Source organism: Kitasatospora sp. NPDC101801, from assembly GCF_044766665.1.
GTDB lineage: Bacteria > Actinomycetota > Actinomycetes > Streptomycetales > Streptomycetaceae > Kitasatospora.
Window position 1 is genome coordinate 158,090 of sequence record NZ_JBIWML010000007.1, and the last position, 13,586, is coordinate 171,675.

A 13,586-nucleotide genomic window follows, 5' to 3' on the forward strand; every position below is an offset into this window, starting at 1 on the left:
GTGCGCCGATATCCTGGCGCGATGTGCGGAATCGTAGGTTATGTGGGCCCCCTTGAGGCCCAGAATGTAGTGATCGAAGGTCTGCGACGGCTCGAGTACCGGGGTTACGACTCCGCCGGTGTGGCCGTCCAGACGCGAGGCGCCGACGGGCAGTGGAGCCTCGCCACGGACAAGCGCGCGGGCAAGCTGGTCAATCTGGAGAAGGCGCTGGCGGAGACCCCTCTCCCCGCCGGCACCTCCGGGATCGGCCACACCCGCTGGGCCACCCACGGCGGCCCGACCAACGCGAACGCCCACCCTCACCTGGACGACGCGCGCCGGGTCGCGGTGGTGCACAACGGCATCATCGAGAACTTCGCCCAGCTGCGGGCCGAGCTCGCCGACCGGGGCCACACGCTCCGCTCGGAGACCGACACCGAGGTGGTCGCCCACCTGCTGGGCGAGGCGTTCGCCGGTGACCTGGCCGAGGCGATGCGGACGGTCTGCCGTCAGCTGGACGGGGCCTTCACCCTGGTGGCGGTGCACGCCGACCAGCCCGGCGTGGTGGTCGGCGCGCGGCGGAACTCGCCGCTGGTGGTCGGGCGCGGCGAGGGCGAGAACTTCCTCGCCTCGGACGTGGCCGCCTTCATCGCCCACACCCGGGAGGCGATCGAGCTCGGTCAGGACCAGGTGGTCGAACTGCGGGCGGAGGCGGTGACCGTCACCGACTTCGACGGGCGGCCCGCCGAGGTCCGCGAGTACCACGTGGACTGGGACGCCTCGGCCGCCGAGAAGGGCGGCTACGACTACTTCATGCTCAAGGAGATCGCCGAGCAGCCGAAGGCGGTCGCCGACACCCTGCTCGGCCGGATCGGCGCGGACGGCCGGCTGACGCTCGACGAGCTGCGGATCTCCGACGCCCAGTTGCGCGAGGTCGACAAGGTGGTGATCGTCGCCTGCGGCACCGCGTTCCACGCCGGGATGATCGCCAAGTACGCGATCGAGCACTGGACCCGGATCCCGTGCGAGGTCGAGGTCGCCTCGGAGTTCCGCTACCGGGACCCGATCCTGGACGCGCGCACGCTGGTGATCGCCATCTCGCAGTCCGGCGAGACCATGGACACCCTGATGGCGCTGCGGCACGCCCGGGAGCAGGGCGCCAAGGTGCTGGCGATCTGCAACACCAACGGCTCCACCATCCCGCGCGAGTCGGACGCGGTGCTCTACACCCACGCCGGCCCCGAGGTCGCGGTCGCCTCCACCAAGGCGTTCCTGACCCAGCTGGTCGCCTGCTACCTGGTCGCCCTCTACCTGGGCCAGGTGCGCGGCACCAAGTGGGGCGACGAGATCCAGAGCGTCATCCAGGAGCTCCGCGAGGCCCCCAGGCAGGTCGAGCAGGTGCTCCGGACCATGGAGCCGGTCCGTGAGCTGGCCCGCTCGCTGGCGGACGCCAAGTCGGTGCTCTTCCTCGGCCGGCACGTCGGCTACCCGGTGGCCCTGGAGGGTGCGCTCAAGCTCAAGGAGCTGGCGTACATGCACGCCGAGGGCTTCGCGGCGGGCGAGCTCAAGCACGGCCCGATCGCGCTGATCGAGGAGGGCCTGCCGGTGGTCGTGGTGGTGCCCTCGCCGCGCGGCCGGTCGATCCTGCACGACAAGATCGTCTCCAACATCCAGGAGATCCGGGCCCGTGGCGCCAGGACCATCGTGATCGCCGAGGAGGGCGACGAGGCGGTCGCCCCGTACGCCGACCACCTGATCCGGATCCCGGTCACGCCGGTGCTGCTCCAGCCGCTGGTCTCGACGGTGCCGCTCCAGGTCTTCGCCTGCGAGCTGGCCACCGCCAAGGGCCACGAGGTGGACCAGCCCCGCAACCTGGCGAAGTCCGTCACGGTGGAGTAGGGCGGACGTGCTGCTCCCCTGCGGTGCCGGCTACCGCAGGGGAGTGGTGTCCAGCGCGAACGAGAACGGGGCGGGCAGGTCGAGCGGCTTGCCGAACGGGACCTTGGTGAGGGCGGCGTAGTCGCCGTCCACCGGGTCGGTGAACAGCACGGCCTCGGCGCGGCTGCGGTCGATCAGCAGGTAACAGGGGATCAGGCCGGCCGCGTAGCCGCGCCGTTTGACGTCCCGGTCCTTGGCGGGATTGCCCGAAGTGACCTCGAAGACCAGCAGGACACCGGCGGTGCCGGCCCAGGGCTCGGCGTCCTGGAAGTGGCCGACCGGGCTGACGGTGCCGTCCGGGATGAAGTGGCCGAGGGGGGTGATCAGGCCCTTGGTGCCGGCGATGTCGAAATCCGTCGCCGACTCGCGGATGAACTGTCGGATCAGCGAGGCGAACGTGGTCTCGTGCGAACCGTCCGGCGGTGGGGTCACGATGATCTCCCCGTCGATGAGCTCTGCCTTGTAGCCCAGCGGTGTCTCAAGGCTGAGGAAGGTCTGCAGGAGATCGTCCTCGGGCAGCGGGTGCTCGACGGCTGGCATGGCGACCATGGCCCTTCTCCCTCCTGGTGGGTGCGGTCTGCGCGAAAGAGTAGGAGCGCGGGCCGGTACCCGAAGGGGATCGAAGCGGTTCTCACTCGAAAGTGTGCCGTAAGGTCCGGGCAGCGAGGGAGAGGAGCGGGTCGCGGTGATTGTCGGGGTCGGGATCGACGTGGCGGAGATCGAGCGGTTCGGGGCGGCGCTGGAGCGGACGCCCGGGATGGCGGACCGGTTGTTCACGCCGGGGGAGTTGCTGCTGCCGAGCGGGGAGCGGCGGGGGGTGGCCTCGCTGGCGGCGCGGTTCGCGGCGAAGGAGGCGCTGGCCAAGGCGCTCGGGGCGCCCGCCGGGATGCGGTGGACCGACGCCGAGGTGGAGGTCGGGGAGTCCGGGCGGCCGTTGCTGACGGTGCGTGGGACGGTGGCGGCGCGGGCGGCCGAACTGGGTGTCCGGTCGTGGCACGTGTCGCTGAGCCACGATGCGGGCGTAGCGTCGGCCGTGGTCATCGCGGAAGGCTGAGCCCGGAGGTTGTCGCATGCGGTACGCCCATACGGTGGAACAGGTACGTGCGGCGGAGGCCGAGGCGATGGCCCGGCTGCCCGAGGGGACGCTGATGCAACGGGCCGCGTACGGGCTGGCCGCCGTCTGCGGACGCCTGCTGGGCCGGATCTACGGCAGCCGGGTGCTGGTGCTGGCCGGGAGCGGCGACAACGGGGGCGACGCGCTGTACGCGGGCGCGCTGCTGGCCCGGCGGGGGGCCCGGGTGCGGGCGTTGCTGCTGTCGCCGGAGCGGGTGCACGCGGGCGGGCTGGCGGCCCTGCGGGCGGCCGGCGGCCGGGTGACGGCGGATCAGGGCGAGTACGGCACCGCCGACCTGGTGCTGGACGGGATCGTCGGGATCGGCGGCCGGGGCGGCCTGCGCCCGGCGGCGGCCGGGTTCGCCGGGGCGGCGCGGCGGGGGACGCTGGTCGCGGTGGACGTCCCGAGCGGGGTGGACGCCGGGACCGGTGAGGTCGACGGGGTGGCGCTGCGGGCCGATGTGACGGTCTGTTTCGGTACCTGGAAGCCGGGGCTGCTGGTCGACCCCGGCGCCTCGTACGCCGGGGCGCTGCACCTGGTGGAGCTCGGGATCGACCTGCCGGACGCGGCGGTGACGGCCCTTCAGGAGGCGGACGTACGGCGGCTGCTGCCGGTGCCGGGAGCGGAGAGCGACAAGTACCGCCGAGGTGTGGTGGGCATCGCGGCCGGGTCGGCGAAGTACCCCGGTGCGGCGGTGCTCGCGGTGGCGGGGGCGCAGCGGGGCGGGGCCGGGGCGGTCCGGTACGTCGGGTCGGCGGCGGCCGAGGTGGTGCGACGGTTCCCGGAGACGCTGGTCAGTGACGGGGGCCTGGCGGCGGCCGGACGGGTGCAGTCCTGGGTGGTCGGACCCGGCGGTGGCGACGGGGTCGGGCCGCTGCTCGACCAGGCGCTGGCGGCCGGGGTCCCGGTGCTGGTCGACGCGGACGGACTGACCGAGCTGGCCCGGCGCGGCCGTGGGGCGGACGTCCCGCTGGTGCTCACCCCGCACACCGGGGAGGCGGCCCGGCTGCTCGCCGGGGCGACGGGGCAGGCGCCGCCGGCTGCGGAGCGGCTGGCCGCCGCCAGGCTGGCCACGGCACGCCGGCTGGCGGAGTTGTACGGGGCGACGGTGCTGCTCAAGGGTTCCACCACGGTGGTCGCCGACCCCGACGGCCGCTGCCGGGTCAACCCCACCGGCACCTCCTGGCTGGCCACGGCAGGCAGCGGCGACGTCCTGGCCGGCCTGCTCGGCTCCCTCCTGGCGGCCGGCCTCGCCCCCTTCGACGCCGCCTCGGTCGCCGCCTACCTGCACGGCCTCGCGGGGCGCCACGCGGCGGAGCGGGGCACCCCGATCACCGCGATGGACGTGGCAACGGCGCTCCGCCGCCGGCCGCTCGGCACCGCGATCGGCCAGGCACCCCCCGAGGGCTCGGGGCTCTGCTGATGTGCGGCTCCGCCGCATGGGCGACGCCGGCCTTTCAGCAGGGCGCTCAGGGCTACGGCCCAGGGGCTCGGGGAACTGCGACGCCATCCTCCGGAGCGTGATCGCCGCGTACAGGGTCAGGCACTTTCGCCTGAACCCACACCTGAAGCAGACCTCAGCCCCGCCCGGGGTTGGCCACACCCGCACCTTCAACCCGCCCCGGGGTGGGCGTCGCAGTTCCCCGAGCCCCTGACCGTAGATGCCGGAGCACCTGCCAAAGGGCCGGCGGGCCCGCGCGGCGGAGCCGCACATCAGCACAGCCCCGGGCCCCTGGCTGCCGCACCATGTGCCCGAACCTGACGGCGTAGCCGTGTGCCAATGGCGGGGCATATGGGGCGGTCTGGGAGACTGATACGCGATGACGACTGCGAACACGACCGGGACGGCCCTGCTCACCGATGGGGTCCGCGCCGAGGCGACCATCGATCTGGCCGCCCTGCGCGGGAACCTCGCTGCGCTGCGCGAGCGCACCCACGGCCCCGAGCTGATGGCGGTGGTCAAGGCGGACGCCTACGGCCACGGCGCCGTTCGCTGTGCCCAGGAGGCGGTGGCAGCGGGGGCCCGCTGGCTGGGGACGGCGACGCCGGAAGAGGCGTTGGCGCTGCGGGCGGCGGGGATCGGGGCGGACCGGGCCCGGGTGCTGTGCTGGCTGTGGACACCGGGCGGGCCGTGGGCGCAGGCGTTGCGGGCCGAGATCGACATCTCGGTCAGCGACCGATGGGCGTTGGACGAACTGCTCGTGGCCGTCCGGGACACCGGGATCACGGGCCGGGTGCACCTGAAGGCCGACACCGGCCTCGGCCGGAACGGCTGTCAGCCCCGGGACTGGCCCGCCCTGGTGGCGGCGGCCCGGGCGGCCGAGGCGGAGGGCCTGCTGAAGGTGGTCGGCGTGTGGTCGCACTTCGCCGCCGCCGACGAGCCCGGCCACCCCTCGATCCGGCTCCAGCTGGACGGCTTCGCGGCGGCGCTGGCCGTGGCCGAACGGGCCGGGCTGCGCCCGGAGGTGCGGCACCTGGCGAACTCGCCCGCGACCCTGCTGCTCCCGGAGTCGTACTACGACCTGGTCCGGCCCGGGCTGGCGATGTACGGGCTCTCGCCGGTGCCCGAGGTCGGCGGTCCGGCGGACTTCGGGCTGCGTCCGGTGATGGCACTGACCGCCAGGCTCGCCCTGGTGAAGCACGTGCCCGGCGGACACGGTGTCAGTTACGGCCACCACTACACGACTTCGGGGGAGACCACGCTCGGCCTGGTGCCGGTCGGCTACGCGGACGGCATCCCCCGGCACGCCAGCGGCACCGGGCCGGTGCAGGTCGGCGGCAAGTGGTACACGGTGGCCGGCCGGGTGGCGATGGACCAGTTCGTGGTCGACCTCGGCGGGGACACCGCCCGGGTGGGCGACGAGGTGCGGGTGTTCGGCAACGGCGAGCACGGTGAGCCGACCGCCGAGGACTGGGGCCGGGCCTGCGGGACCATCTCGTACGAGATCGTCACCCGGATCGGTGCGCGGGTGCCGCGGCGCTACCTGGGGGCGTCGTCGTGACCGAGCGCGCGCCGGGAGTGGGCCGGGCGGCCGGGCTGATCGGGATCTCGGTCGGTCTGCTGGCCGCCGGTGCCGCGGCCGGGGTCGCGGTGGAGCGGCTGACGGTGGGCCGGGCGACCCGGCGCCGGGCCCGCGAGGAGCTGGACGCCGCCGCCCCGTACGGGTCGCTGCGCGGCCGCCCGGTGAAGGTGGCGGCCGCCGACGGGACCGAGCTGTACGTCGAGCTGGACGGGGTCGAGGACGCGCCGCTCACGGTGGTGTTCAGCCACGGGTACTGCCTGAACCAGGACAGCTGGCACTTCCAGCGCGCCGCGCTGCGCGACAGCGCCCGGCTGGTGTTCTGGGACCAGCGCAGCCACGGCCGGTCCGAGCGCTCGCGGTCCTACCTGGCGGGGGAGCCGGCCGGCATCGACCTGCTGGGGGCGGACCTGGCGGCGGTGCTGGCCGCCGTCGCGCCGACCGGGCCGCTGGTGCTGGTCGGGCACTCGATGGGCGGGATGACCGTGATGGCGTTGGCCGACCGGCACCCTGAGCTGTTCCGGGACCGGGTGGCCGGGGTGGCGCTGATCGGCACCCTGGCGGCGGGCTGGGACGCCGTCCCGCTCGGCCTGCCGGTCGGGCTGGCGAAGCCGATGAAGCGGCTCGCGCCGGGCGTGGTGAAGCTGCTGGGCCGTCAGGTCGGCCTGGTCGAGGCGACCAAGCGGCTCGGCGCGGACGTGACGGCGCTGCTGTACCGGCGGTACTCGTTCGGGAGTCCGGACGTCGACCCCGGGGTGTCCCGGTTCGCCGAGCAGATGCTGGACGCCACCCCGTTCGACGTGGTGGCCGAGTTCTACCCGGCGTTCAGCGGGCACGACAAGCTCGGCGCGCTGGCCGCGATGGCCGGCCGCCCGGCCCTGGTGCTGGCCGGGACGAAGGACCTGCTGACCCCGCCCGAGTACAGCGAGGCGATCGCCGCCGCGCTGCCCGGCGCTGACCTGGTCCTGGTGCCGGACGCGGGGCACCTGGTGATGTTGGAGCGGCCGGAGCTGGTGGACCGTCACCTGACGGAGCTGCTGGCGGCCGCCGGAGCGAAGGAGTGACCGCGGTGATCACAGTGGAGACCCCCGAACGGATGAACCGGCTCGGGCGGGCGCTGGCGGGCGTGCTGCGCCCCGGCGACCTGGTGCTGCTCTCCGGCGAGCTGGGCGCGGGCAAGACCACGCTGACCCGGGGGCTCGGCGAGGGCCTCGGGGTGCGCGGCGCGGTCACCTCGCCGACCTTCGTGATCGCCCGGGTGCACCCCTCGCTGACCGGGGGGCCGGCGCTGGTGCACGTGGACGCGTACCGGCTCGGCGGCGGTCTGGACGAGATGGAGGACCTCGACCTCGACGTCTCGCTGCCGGAGTCGGTGGTGGTGGTCGAGTGGGGTGAAGGCAAGGTCGAGCGGTTGACGGACGACCGGCTGGAGGTCCGGATCGAACGGGCGATCGGTGCCGAGGCCGAGGACGACGCCGACCCGCGACAGGTCCGGCTGACCGGCATCGGCCCGCGCTGGGCGGACGTCGACCTGGCGGGGCTCGGTACGGTCTGAGTTTCCGACGGAGTGTCGGCAAGGTGTTGTCGGTGGGGTCCCCGGTGTGGTGGGATGGACCCTGCGGTTAGGTGTGCCTAACTAGGGAGACGCATCATGTCCAGCACGAAGCCCGCTCCGACGCCGGACCCGCAGGCCCCGATGCGGGCGCTGCTCGCGGCCGCCGCGGCCGCCCGCGCGGTCTCCACCCCGCCGAAGCCGGCGGCGGCCGAGTCCGGGGCGAAGAAGGCGGCCTGACCCCGGGTCAGGGGATCACCACGACCTTGGTGCCGTTCTGCGCGAAGTCCCAGAGGCTCTGGCTGTCGGCCCGGCCGGACCGGATGCCACCGGTCTTGGTCTTCGGATCGGCCGACGGGGTCGCCCCGTCCAGGGCCGCGCTGAAGCCGAACACCACGTTGTTCTGCTGGGCGAACCGGACCACGTGCTCGATCTGCCGCCCGTCGGTGCCGGTCCCGGCGGGCGTCCGGCTGTAGACCGTGTAGCTGCCGGCCGTGGGCTCGACCGAGCCCGGGGTGACCGGGAAGGCGGACTGGGTCGGCGGGGTCTTCTTCGGGTCGACCAGCCAGACGTAGTGGCTGCCCGCCGAGTAGACCACCCGGCGGCCGGTGCCGGAGGCGGCGGGCAGGGCGGGCGCCGAGGGGCTGGCGGCGGCGCTCGGGCTCGGAGCGGCGGACGAACTCGTGGCGGGCTTGGCCACGGGGGTCCGGGTCGCCGCGCCGTTGGCCTGGAAGGCCAGCAGGCCGACCGTCGCCAGTGCCGCCAGGGTCAGACCGGTGACCACCACTCCAGGACGTGACACGTCTGCTCCCGCCAGGCTCGTACCCGCTCGTGCTGTCCGCTCATCGTGCCAGGTCTGGTACGTCCGTCCGGACCGTCGTGGCCGTGTGTTCCGGCCCGGTATGAAATACCGACCCCCGCGCACCCCTTAACCTTGACCCCGTGCTGCTGCTTGCGTTCGACACCGCCACCCCCGCCGTCACGGCCGCCGTCCACGACGGCACCGAGGTGCTGGCCGAGGCCCACCAGGTGGATGCCCGACGGCACGGGGAACTGCTGATGCCCTCGATCGACCGGGTGCTGCGGGAGGCGGGTGTGGACAAGCACGCGCTGACCGGCATCGCGGTCGGCGTCGGCCCGGGCCCGTACACCGGCCTGCGGGTCGGCCTGGTCACCGCGGCCACCCTGGGCCACGTGCTCGGTCTGCCGGTGTACGGCGTCTGCACGCTGGACGCGATCGCGCACCAGGCCGAGGTGACCGGACCGTTCACGGTGGCCACCGACGCCAGGCGCAAGGAGGTCTACTGGGCCTCGTACGACGCCGACAAGCGGCGGACGGCGGGCCCCGAGGTGGGTCGCGCCGCCGAGCTGACCGCCGAGGCGGTCGCGGTCGGCGCGGGTGCGCTGCTGTACCCCGAGAGCTTCCCGCAGGTGACCGGGCCCGAGCACGTGTCGGCCGGCTGGCTGGCCGACTTCGCGGCCCGGGAGCTGGCGGCCGGGCGGGAGTTGCTGCCCAACGTGCCGCTCTACCTGCGGCGTCCGGACGCCCAGGTGCCGGCCGGCTACAAGGCGGTGCTCCCGGCATGACCGCCGCCCGGCTGCGGCCGATGCGCTGGTGGGACATCGAGCCGGTGATGGAGCTGGAGCTCCGGCTCTTCCCCGAGGACGCCTGGTCGCGCGGCATGTACTGGTCCGAGCTGGCCGACACCGGCCCCGGCGGGACCCGGCACTACACGGTCGCGGTCGACGAGGGCGGCGCCCTGCTCGGCTACGCCGGGCTGATGGTCGTCGGCGCCGAGGGCGACGTGCAGACCATCGCGGTCGCCGAGGACCAGCAGGGCGCCGGGCTCGGTGCCCGGCTGCTCGCCGACCTGGTGGCCGAGGCCGCCCGGCGCGAGTGCGCCGAACTGCTGCTGGAGGTGCGGATGGACAACCCGCGTGCCCAGCGGCTTTACGAACGCTTCGGCTTCGAGCCGGTCGGCATCCGCCGCGGCTACTACCAACCCGCCAACGTGGACGCACTGGTGATGCGTCTCGACAACCCCAAGGAGCCGGCCGATGGCTGACGAACCGTTGGTCCTCGGTATCGAGACCTCCTGCGACGAGACCGGCGTCGGGATCGTCCGGGGCACCACCCTGCTGGCCGACGCGGTCGCCTCCAGCGTGAACGACCACGCCCGGTTCGGCGGCGTGGTCCCGGAGATCGCCAGCCGGGCGCACCTGGAGGCGATGGTCCCGACCATCCAGCGCGCGCTGGACACCGCCGGGATCAAGGGCTCCGACCTGGACGGCATCGCCGTCACCGCGGGCCCGGGCCTGGCCGGCGCGCTGCTGGTCGGCGTCTCGGCCGCGAAGGCGTACGCCTGGGCGCTGGACAAGCCGCTGTACGGGGTGAACCACCTGGCCTCGCACATCTGCGTGGACCAGCTGGAGCACGGCCGGCTGCCGCAGCCCACGATGGCGCTGCTGGTCTCCGGCGGGCACTCCTCGCTGCTGCTCAGCGCGGACATCACCACCGACATCCGCCCGCTCGGCGCGACCATCGACGACGCGGCGGGCGAGGCCTTCGACAAGATCGCCCGGGTGCTCGGACTGGGCTTCCCCGGCGGCCCGGTGGTGGACCGGATGGCCCGGGACGGCGACCCGAAGGCGATCCGCTTCCCGCGCGGACTGAGCGGTCCGAAGGACCCGGAGTACGACTTCTCGTTCTCCGGCCTGAAGACCGCGGTGGCCCGCTGGGTGGAGGCCAAGCGGCGGGCCGGCGAGACGGTGCCGATCGCCGACGTGGCGGCCTCCTTCCAGGAGGCGGTCACCGACGTGCTGACCCGCAAGGCGGTCAAGGCCTGCAAGGACAACGGCGTCGACCACCTGATGATCGGCGGCGGGGTGGCGGCCAACTCCCGGCTGCGCGAGATGGCCCGGCAGCGCTGCGAGAAGGCGGGCATCGTGCTGCGGGTGCCGCGCCCGGGCCTGTGCACCGACAACGGCGCGATGGTGGCGGCGCTCGGCTCCGAGATGGTCTGGCGGGACCGCGCGCCGTCCTCCTTCGACCTGTCGGCCGACTCCTCGCTGCCGGTCACCGAGGTCTCCGTCCCGCACACCGATCTGCACGCGGCCGCGCACGAGGCGCTGCGGTGACCGTCGCGCAGATGTGGGAGGCCCGGGCCGTGGACGGTCGGGCCGGTGAACTCTCGTCCTGGGTGCGGGAGTTCGTGCTGCCCGCACTGCGCGGCTCGGCCGGGCTGGTGCGCACCGAGCTGTTCGCCGCGCCCGGCGACCGGGTGCTGCTGATCACCTGGTGGCAGGACGCCGACCCGGTCCCGGTCGCCGACCCGCCGGCCGGGCTGCTGGCGCGCCCCGTCCATCGGTGGGGGTTCACCAGCGAGCACGTCGAGTAGCCTTCCTGGGAGTTCGCTGAACGACGGGGAGCACGGTGAAGAAGACGTACGGGGTGGCTGCGCTGGCCCTGCTGCTGGTGGCCGGATGCGGCAGTGGAGCGGCGGAGCCCCCGGCGGCTCCGGCGGCCTCGACCCCCGCCGCCGGCAAGGCCGCTGACGCCGCGTCGGCCACGCCCTCGGCCACGCCCGTGCAGGCGGCGGGCAACTGGTCCAAGTGGGGCCTGACCGCCCTGCCCCCGGCCCCCGCCGCCCCGGCCGACAAGCCGGTGAAGCTGACCGCCACCGGCCCGGTGCCGGTCTTCAGCGAGGTGCCGACCAAGGACAAGGTGGTCTTCGTGACCATCGACGACGGGGCCGAGAAGGACCCGAAGTTCGTCGAGATGATCACTGACCTGAAGATCCCGATCTCGATGTTCCTGACCCGGGACATCGTCAAGGACGACTACGGCTACTTCAAGCCGCTTCAGGCGCTCGGCAACCACGTGCACAACCACACCACCGACCACGCCCAGCTCAGCAAGGTCTCGGCGGAGAAGCAGAAGTCCGAGGTCTGCGACGCCCAGACCGCGCTCACCCAGCAGTACGGCAAGGCCCCGCTGCTGTTCCGCCCGCCGTACGGCGACGGCGCGCACACCCCGCAGCTGAACACCTCGGTGCAGCAGTGCGGCCCGCGCGCGATCGTGCTCTGGCGCGAGTCGATGCAGATCCACGACATGCAGTACCAGGCCGCCGACAAGAAGCTCAAGCCCGGTGACATCGTGCTCGCGCACTTCCGGGGGCCCAAGGACCTCAAGGGCGAGACGATGACCGAGATGTTCGCCGAGCTGCTGCGCCGGATCCAGGAGCAGGGCTTCGCGGTGGCCCGGCTGGAGGACTACATCCAGGCCCCGACCGGCTGACCCAGCATCATCAGCGGGCCCCGGTCGGTCCGGCAGAGGATCACCGTGACGCTGTGCGGACCGCTCGGCTTCAGCTGCTTGCGCAGCTCCTCCGGGGTGATCGCGATGCCGCGCTTCTTGATCACCACGGTGCCGACGCCGCGCTCGCGGAGCAGCGCCTTGAGCTTCTTGACGTGGAACGGCAGTACGTCGGTCAGCTCGTAGGCGTGCGCGTACGGCGTCGCGACCAGCCGGTCCGAGGTCAGGTAGGCGATCATCGGGTCGATCAGCCGGCCGTCCACCTGCCCGGCCACCTCGGCCACCTGGTGGGCCCGGATCACCGCGCCGTCCGGCTCGTACAGGTAGCGCCCGACCGGCCCGGCCGCCGGGTCGGGCAGCTGACCGCCCGTCAGGGTGTGCGGGCCCGGCAGCAGGGTGGCCCGGTGCGGTTCGACGGCTCCGGTGCCGAACCAGAGCACCGCCTCCTTGACCTCCCCGTGGTCGGACACCCACTCCGCCTCGGCACCGGCGGGCACCAGCTCGTGCGGGATGCCGGGCGCCACCTTGAGCGCCCCGTACGGGGTCCGGCGGGCCGCGTCGACCGCCCAGGAGAGCGGCGGGGAGTACGCCTCCGGATCGAAGACCCGCCCGCGCGCCGTCCGGCGCGCCGGGTCGGTGAAGACCGCGTCGTACCCGGTGACGTCCACCTCGGTGACGTCCGCGCAGCGCACCTCGATCAGCCCGGCCAGGCCCAGTGCGGCGGCGTTCGCCTCGGCCACCGCGCAGGTCAGTTCGTCCCGGTCGACCGCCAGCACCGCGATCCCGGCCCTGGCCAGCGCGATCGCGTCCCCGCCGATCCCGCAGCACAGGTCGGCCAGCCGCTTCACCCCGAGCCCGGCGAACCGCTGTGCCCGCCACTCGGCGACGCTGCGGCGGGTGGCCTGCTCCACCCCGTTCGGGGTGAAGTACAGCGCGTCGGCGTCGTCGCCGAACTTCGCCCTGGCCCGCTGCCGCAGCCTGGCCTGTTCGAGTGCCGCGCCGACCAGCTCGGCCGGGTGCGTCCGGCGCAGCCGGGTGGCCAGCGCCAGCTCCTCGTCGGGCTTGAACTCCCGCAGTTCGGCGAGCAGCGCCTGCCCCTGGTCGGTCAGCAGGGCCCGGAACGATTCGATCTCCACGGGCCCATTCTGCCGCTCCGGGTCAGTTGCACCGGCCGCTGCCGCTGAAGCAGGGCTGGTAGTTCGAGGGGAGCGGCTCGGGCTTGGGGTCGTGGTCGTGCCGGTGCTGGTAGGCGTAGTTCGCCCCGCCGGTCAGCAGCACCGCGGTCAGCAGCAGCCCGTGCAGCACGGCGGTGACCCGCAGCCGCCCGCGCCAGGCGAGCGCCGTCACGGCCAGCAGCCAGAGGGCCAGCGCGCCGATCGTCAGGATCGGCGTCCAGTCGTACGGCTCCGGCCCGGCGTCCTGGTCACCCCAGTGCCGGAAGGCCAGCGAGACGAAGGCGAACCAGCCGCCCACTGCGGAGAGCAGCAGGAACAGGAACGCCGAGACGAGGTCCGTCGCGAGGTCCGGACGAGGGCGGGTGGCAGCCGGCATGGTGCCGATCCTGCCCGGCCGGGGCGGGCTCGCGCATGAGTACGGGTACTCGTTTCCGGCGGTTCTCCGGGCCACGCCGTTGGCACTCTGGTTGACTGAGTGCTAACGGCCGCCTAT

General features: G+C 73.6%; 16 protein-coding genes. 12 read left to right on the plus strand and 4 right to left on the minus strand.

Annotation, left to right across the window (positions count from 1 at the left end):
- The first annotated feature begins 21 nt into the window (after positions 1-21).
- Positions 22-1,878, plus strand: coding sequence for a glutamine--fructose-6-phosphate transaminase (isomerizing) (glmS, locus tag ACIRPK_RS12345; RefSeq protein WP_403036710.1), 1,857 nt, complete (start codon positions 22-24; stop codon positions 1,876-1,878).
- A gap of 30 nt (positions 1,879-1,908) precedes the next feature.
- On the opposite strand, the gene ACIRPK_RS12350 is transcribed toward glmS, so the two are convergent.
- Positions 1,909-2,466, minus strand: a complete 558-nt coding sequence (locus tag ACIRPK_RS12350) for a Uma2 family endonuclease (protein WP_403036713.1) — start codon at positions 2,464-2,466, stop codon at positions 1,909-1,911.
- Between the two features lie 136 nt (positions 2,467-2,602).
- Here ACIRPK_RS12350 and ACIRPK_RS12355 point away from each other — a divergent pair, with 136 nt between their 5' ends.
- The 6 genes from ACIRPK_RS12355 to ACIRPK_RS12380 all read left to right on the plus strand — a co-directional run bounded on the left by ACIRPK_RS12355 (position 2,603) and on the right by ACIRPK_RS12380 (position 7,843).
- Positions 2,603-2,971, plus strand: coding sequence for a holo-ACP synthase (locus tag ACIRPK_RS12355; protein WP_403036716.1), 369 nt, complete (start codon positions 2,603-2,605; stop codon positions 2,969-2,971).
- Between the two features lie 16 nt (positions 2,972-2,987).
- A complete protein-coding gene (locus tag ACIRPK_RS12360; protein WP_403036719.1) occupies positions 2,988-4,454 on the plus strand; it encodes an NAD(P)H-hydrate dehydratase in 1,467 nt (488 codons plus the stop codon).
- Between the two features lie 397 nt (positions 4,455-4,851).
- Positions 4,852-6,033: an alanine racemase gene (gene alr / locus ACIRPK_RS12365; RefSeq protein ID WP_403036722.1), complete on the plus strand. Its 1,182-nt coding sequence runs from the start codon at positions 4,852-4,854 to the stop codon at positions 6,031-6,033.
- A complete protein-coding gene (locus ACIRPK_RS12370; RefSeq protein ID WP_403036725.1) occupies positions 6,030-7,115 on the plus strand; it encodes an alpha/beta fold hydrolase in 1,086 nt (361 codons plus the stop codon). Before alr ends, ACIRPK_RS12370 begins: the two co-directional genes overlap by 4 nt.
- Entirely contained in the window at positions 7,112-7,606 is a 495-nt protein-coding gene (tsaE, locus tag ACIRPK_RS12375) for a tRNA (adenosine(37)-N6)-threonylcarbamoyltransferase complex ATPase subunit type 1 TsaE (protein ID WP_403036728.1), read from the plus strand. Before ACIRPK_RS12370 ends, tsaE begins: the two co-directional genes overlap by 4 nt.
- A gap of 96 nt (positions 7,607-7,702) precedes the next feature.
- Positions 7,703-7,843, plus strand: coding sequence for a hypothetical protein (locus tag ACIRPK_RS12380; RefSeq protein WP_403036730.1), 141 nt, complete (start codon positions 7,703-7,705; stop codon positions 7,841-7,843).
- 7 nt (positions 7,844-7,850) lie between these two features.
- On the opposite strand, the gene ACIRPK_RS12385 is transcribed toward ACIRPK_RS12380, so the two are convergent.
- Positions 7,851-8,405 carry a hypothetical protein gene (locus ACIRPK_RS12385; RefSeq protein ID WP_403036733.1) on the minus strand — a complete coding sequence of 185 codons (555 nt, stop codon included), beginning with the start codon at positions 8,403-8,405 and terminating at the stop codon, positions 7,851-7,853.
- Positions 8,406-8,545: 140 nt separating this feature from the next.
- On the opposite strand from ACIRPK_RS12385, the gene tsaB reads away from it, so the two are divergent.
- From tsaB to ACIRPK_RS12410, 5 genes are read left to right on the plus strand one after another with little or no spacing between them, the layout of a single operon-like run.
- A complete protein-coding gene (tsaB, locus tag ACIRPK_RS12390) occupies positions 8,546-9,190 on the plus strand; it encodes a tRNA (adenosine(37)-N6)-threonylcarbamoyltransferase complex dimerization subunit type 1 TsaB (protein ID WP_403036736.1) in 645 nt (214 codons plus the stop codon).
- Positions 9,187-9,669 (plus strand): ribosomal protein S18-alanine N-acetyltransferase, encoded by a 483-nt coding sequence (gene rimI / locus ACIRPK_RS12395; RefSeq protein ID WP_403036739.1) that lies wholly within the window; start codon positions 9,187-9,189, stop codon positions 9,667-9,669. Before tsaB ends, rimI begins: the two co-directional genes overlap by 4 nt.
- Positions 9,662-10,741, plus strand: a complete 1,080-nt coding sequence (gene tsaD / locus ACIRPK_RS12400) for a tRNA (adenosine(37)-N6)-threonylcarbamoyltransferase complex transferase subunit TsaD (protein WP_403036741.1) — start codon at positions 9,662-9,664, stop codon at positions 10,739-10,741. The genes rimI and tsaD overlap by 8 nt, the downstream gene beginning before the upstream one ends.
- Positions 10,738-11,001, plus strand: coding sequence for a hypothetical protein (locus ACIRPK_RS12405; RefSeq protein WP_403036744.1), 264 nt, complete (start codon positions 10,738-10,740; stop codon positions 10,999-11,001). Before tsaD ends, ACIRPK_RS12405 begins: the two co-directional genes overlap by 4 nt.
- Positions 11,002-11,036: 35 nt before the next feature.
- A complete protein-coding gene (locus ACIRPK_RS12410) occupies positions 11,037-11,900 on the plus strand; it encodes a polysaccharide deacetylase family protein (RefSeq protein ID WP_403036747.1) in 864 nt (287 codons plus the stop codon).
- Here ACIRPK_RS12410 and ACIRPK_RS12415 read toward each other — a convergent pair.
- Positions 11,876-13,054, minus strand: coding sequence for an SAM-dependent methyltransferase (locus tag ACIRPK_RS12415; RefSeq protein WP_403036749.1), 1,179 nt, complete (start codon positions 13,052-13,054; stop codon positions 11,876-11,878). The genes ACIRPK_RS12410 and ACIRPK_RS12415 overlap by 25 nt on opposite strands.
- Before the next feature lie 22 nt (positions 13,055-13,076).
- The gene (locus ACIRPK_RS12420) at positions 13,077-13,469 is read right to left on the minus strand and encodes a DUF6234 family protein (RefSeq protein WP_403036752.1); all 393 of its coding nucleotides are present in this window, start codon (positions 13,467-13,469) and stop codon (positions 13,077-13,079) included.
- Between the last annotated feature and the right edge of the window lie 117 nt (positions 13,470-13,586).

Excerpts from the sequence above, each read along its gene's own strand:
- glmS (WP_403036710.1), top strand. The coding sequence starts at position 22 with ATGTGCGGAATCGTAGGTTATGTGGGCCCCCTTGAGGCCCAGAATGTA.
- ACIRPK_RS12350 (WP_403036713.1), bottom strand. The coding sequence starts at position 2,466 with ATGGTCGCCATGCCAGCCGTCGAGCACCCGCTGCCCGAGGACGATCTC.
- ACIRPK_RS12360 (WP_403036719.1), top strand. The coding sequence starts at position 2,988 with ATGCGGTACGCCCATACGGTGGAACAGGTACGTGCGGCGGAGGCCGAG.
- alr (WP_403036722.1), top strand. The coding sequence starts at position 4,852 with ATGACGACTGCGAACACGACCGGGACGGCCCTGCTCACCGATGGGGTC.
- ACIRPK_RS12380 (WP_403036730.1), top strand. The coding sequence starts at position 7,703 with ATGTCCAGCACGAAGCCCGCTCCGACGCCGGACCCGCAGGCCCCGATG.
- rimI (WP_403036739.1), top strand. The coding sequence starts at position 9,187 with ATGACCGCCGCCCGGCTGCGGCCGATGCGCTGGTGGGACATCGAGCCG.
- tsaD (WP_403036741.1), top strand. The coding sequence starts at position 9,662 with ATGGCTGACGAACCGTTGGTCCTCGGTATCGAGACCTCCTGCGACGAG.
- ACIRPK_RS12420 (WP_403036752.1), bottom strand. The coding sequence starts at position 13,469 with ATGCCGGCTGCCACCCGCCCTCGTCCGGACCTCGCGACGGACCTCGTC.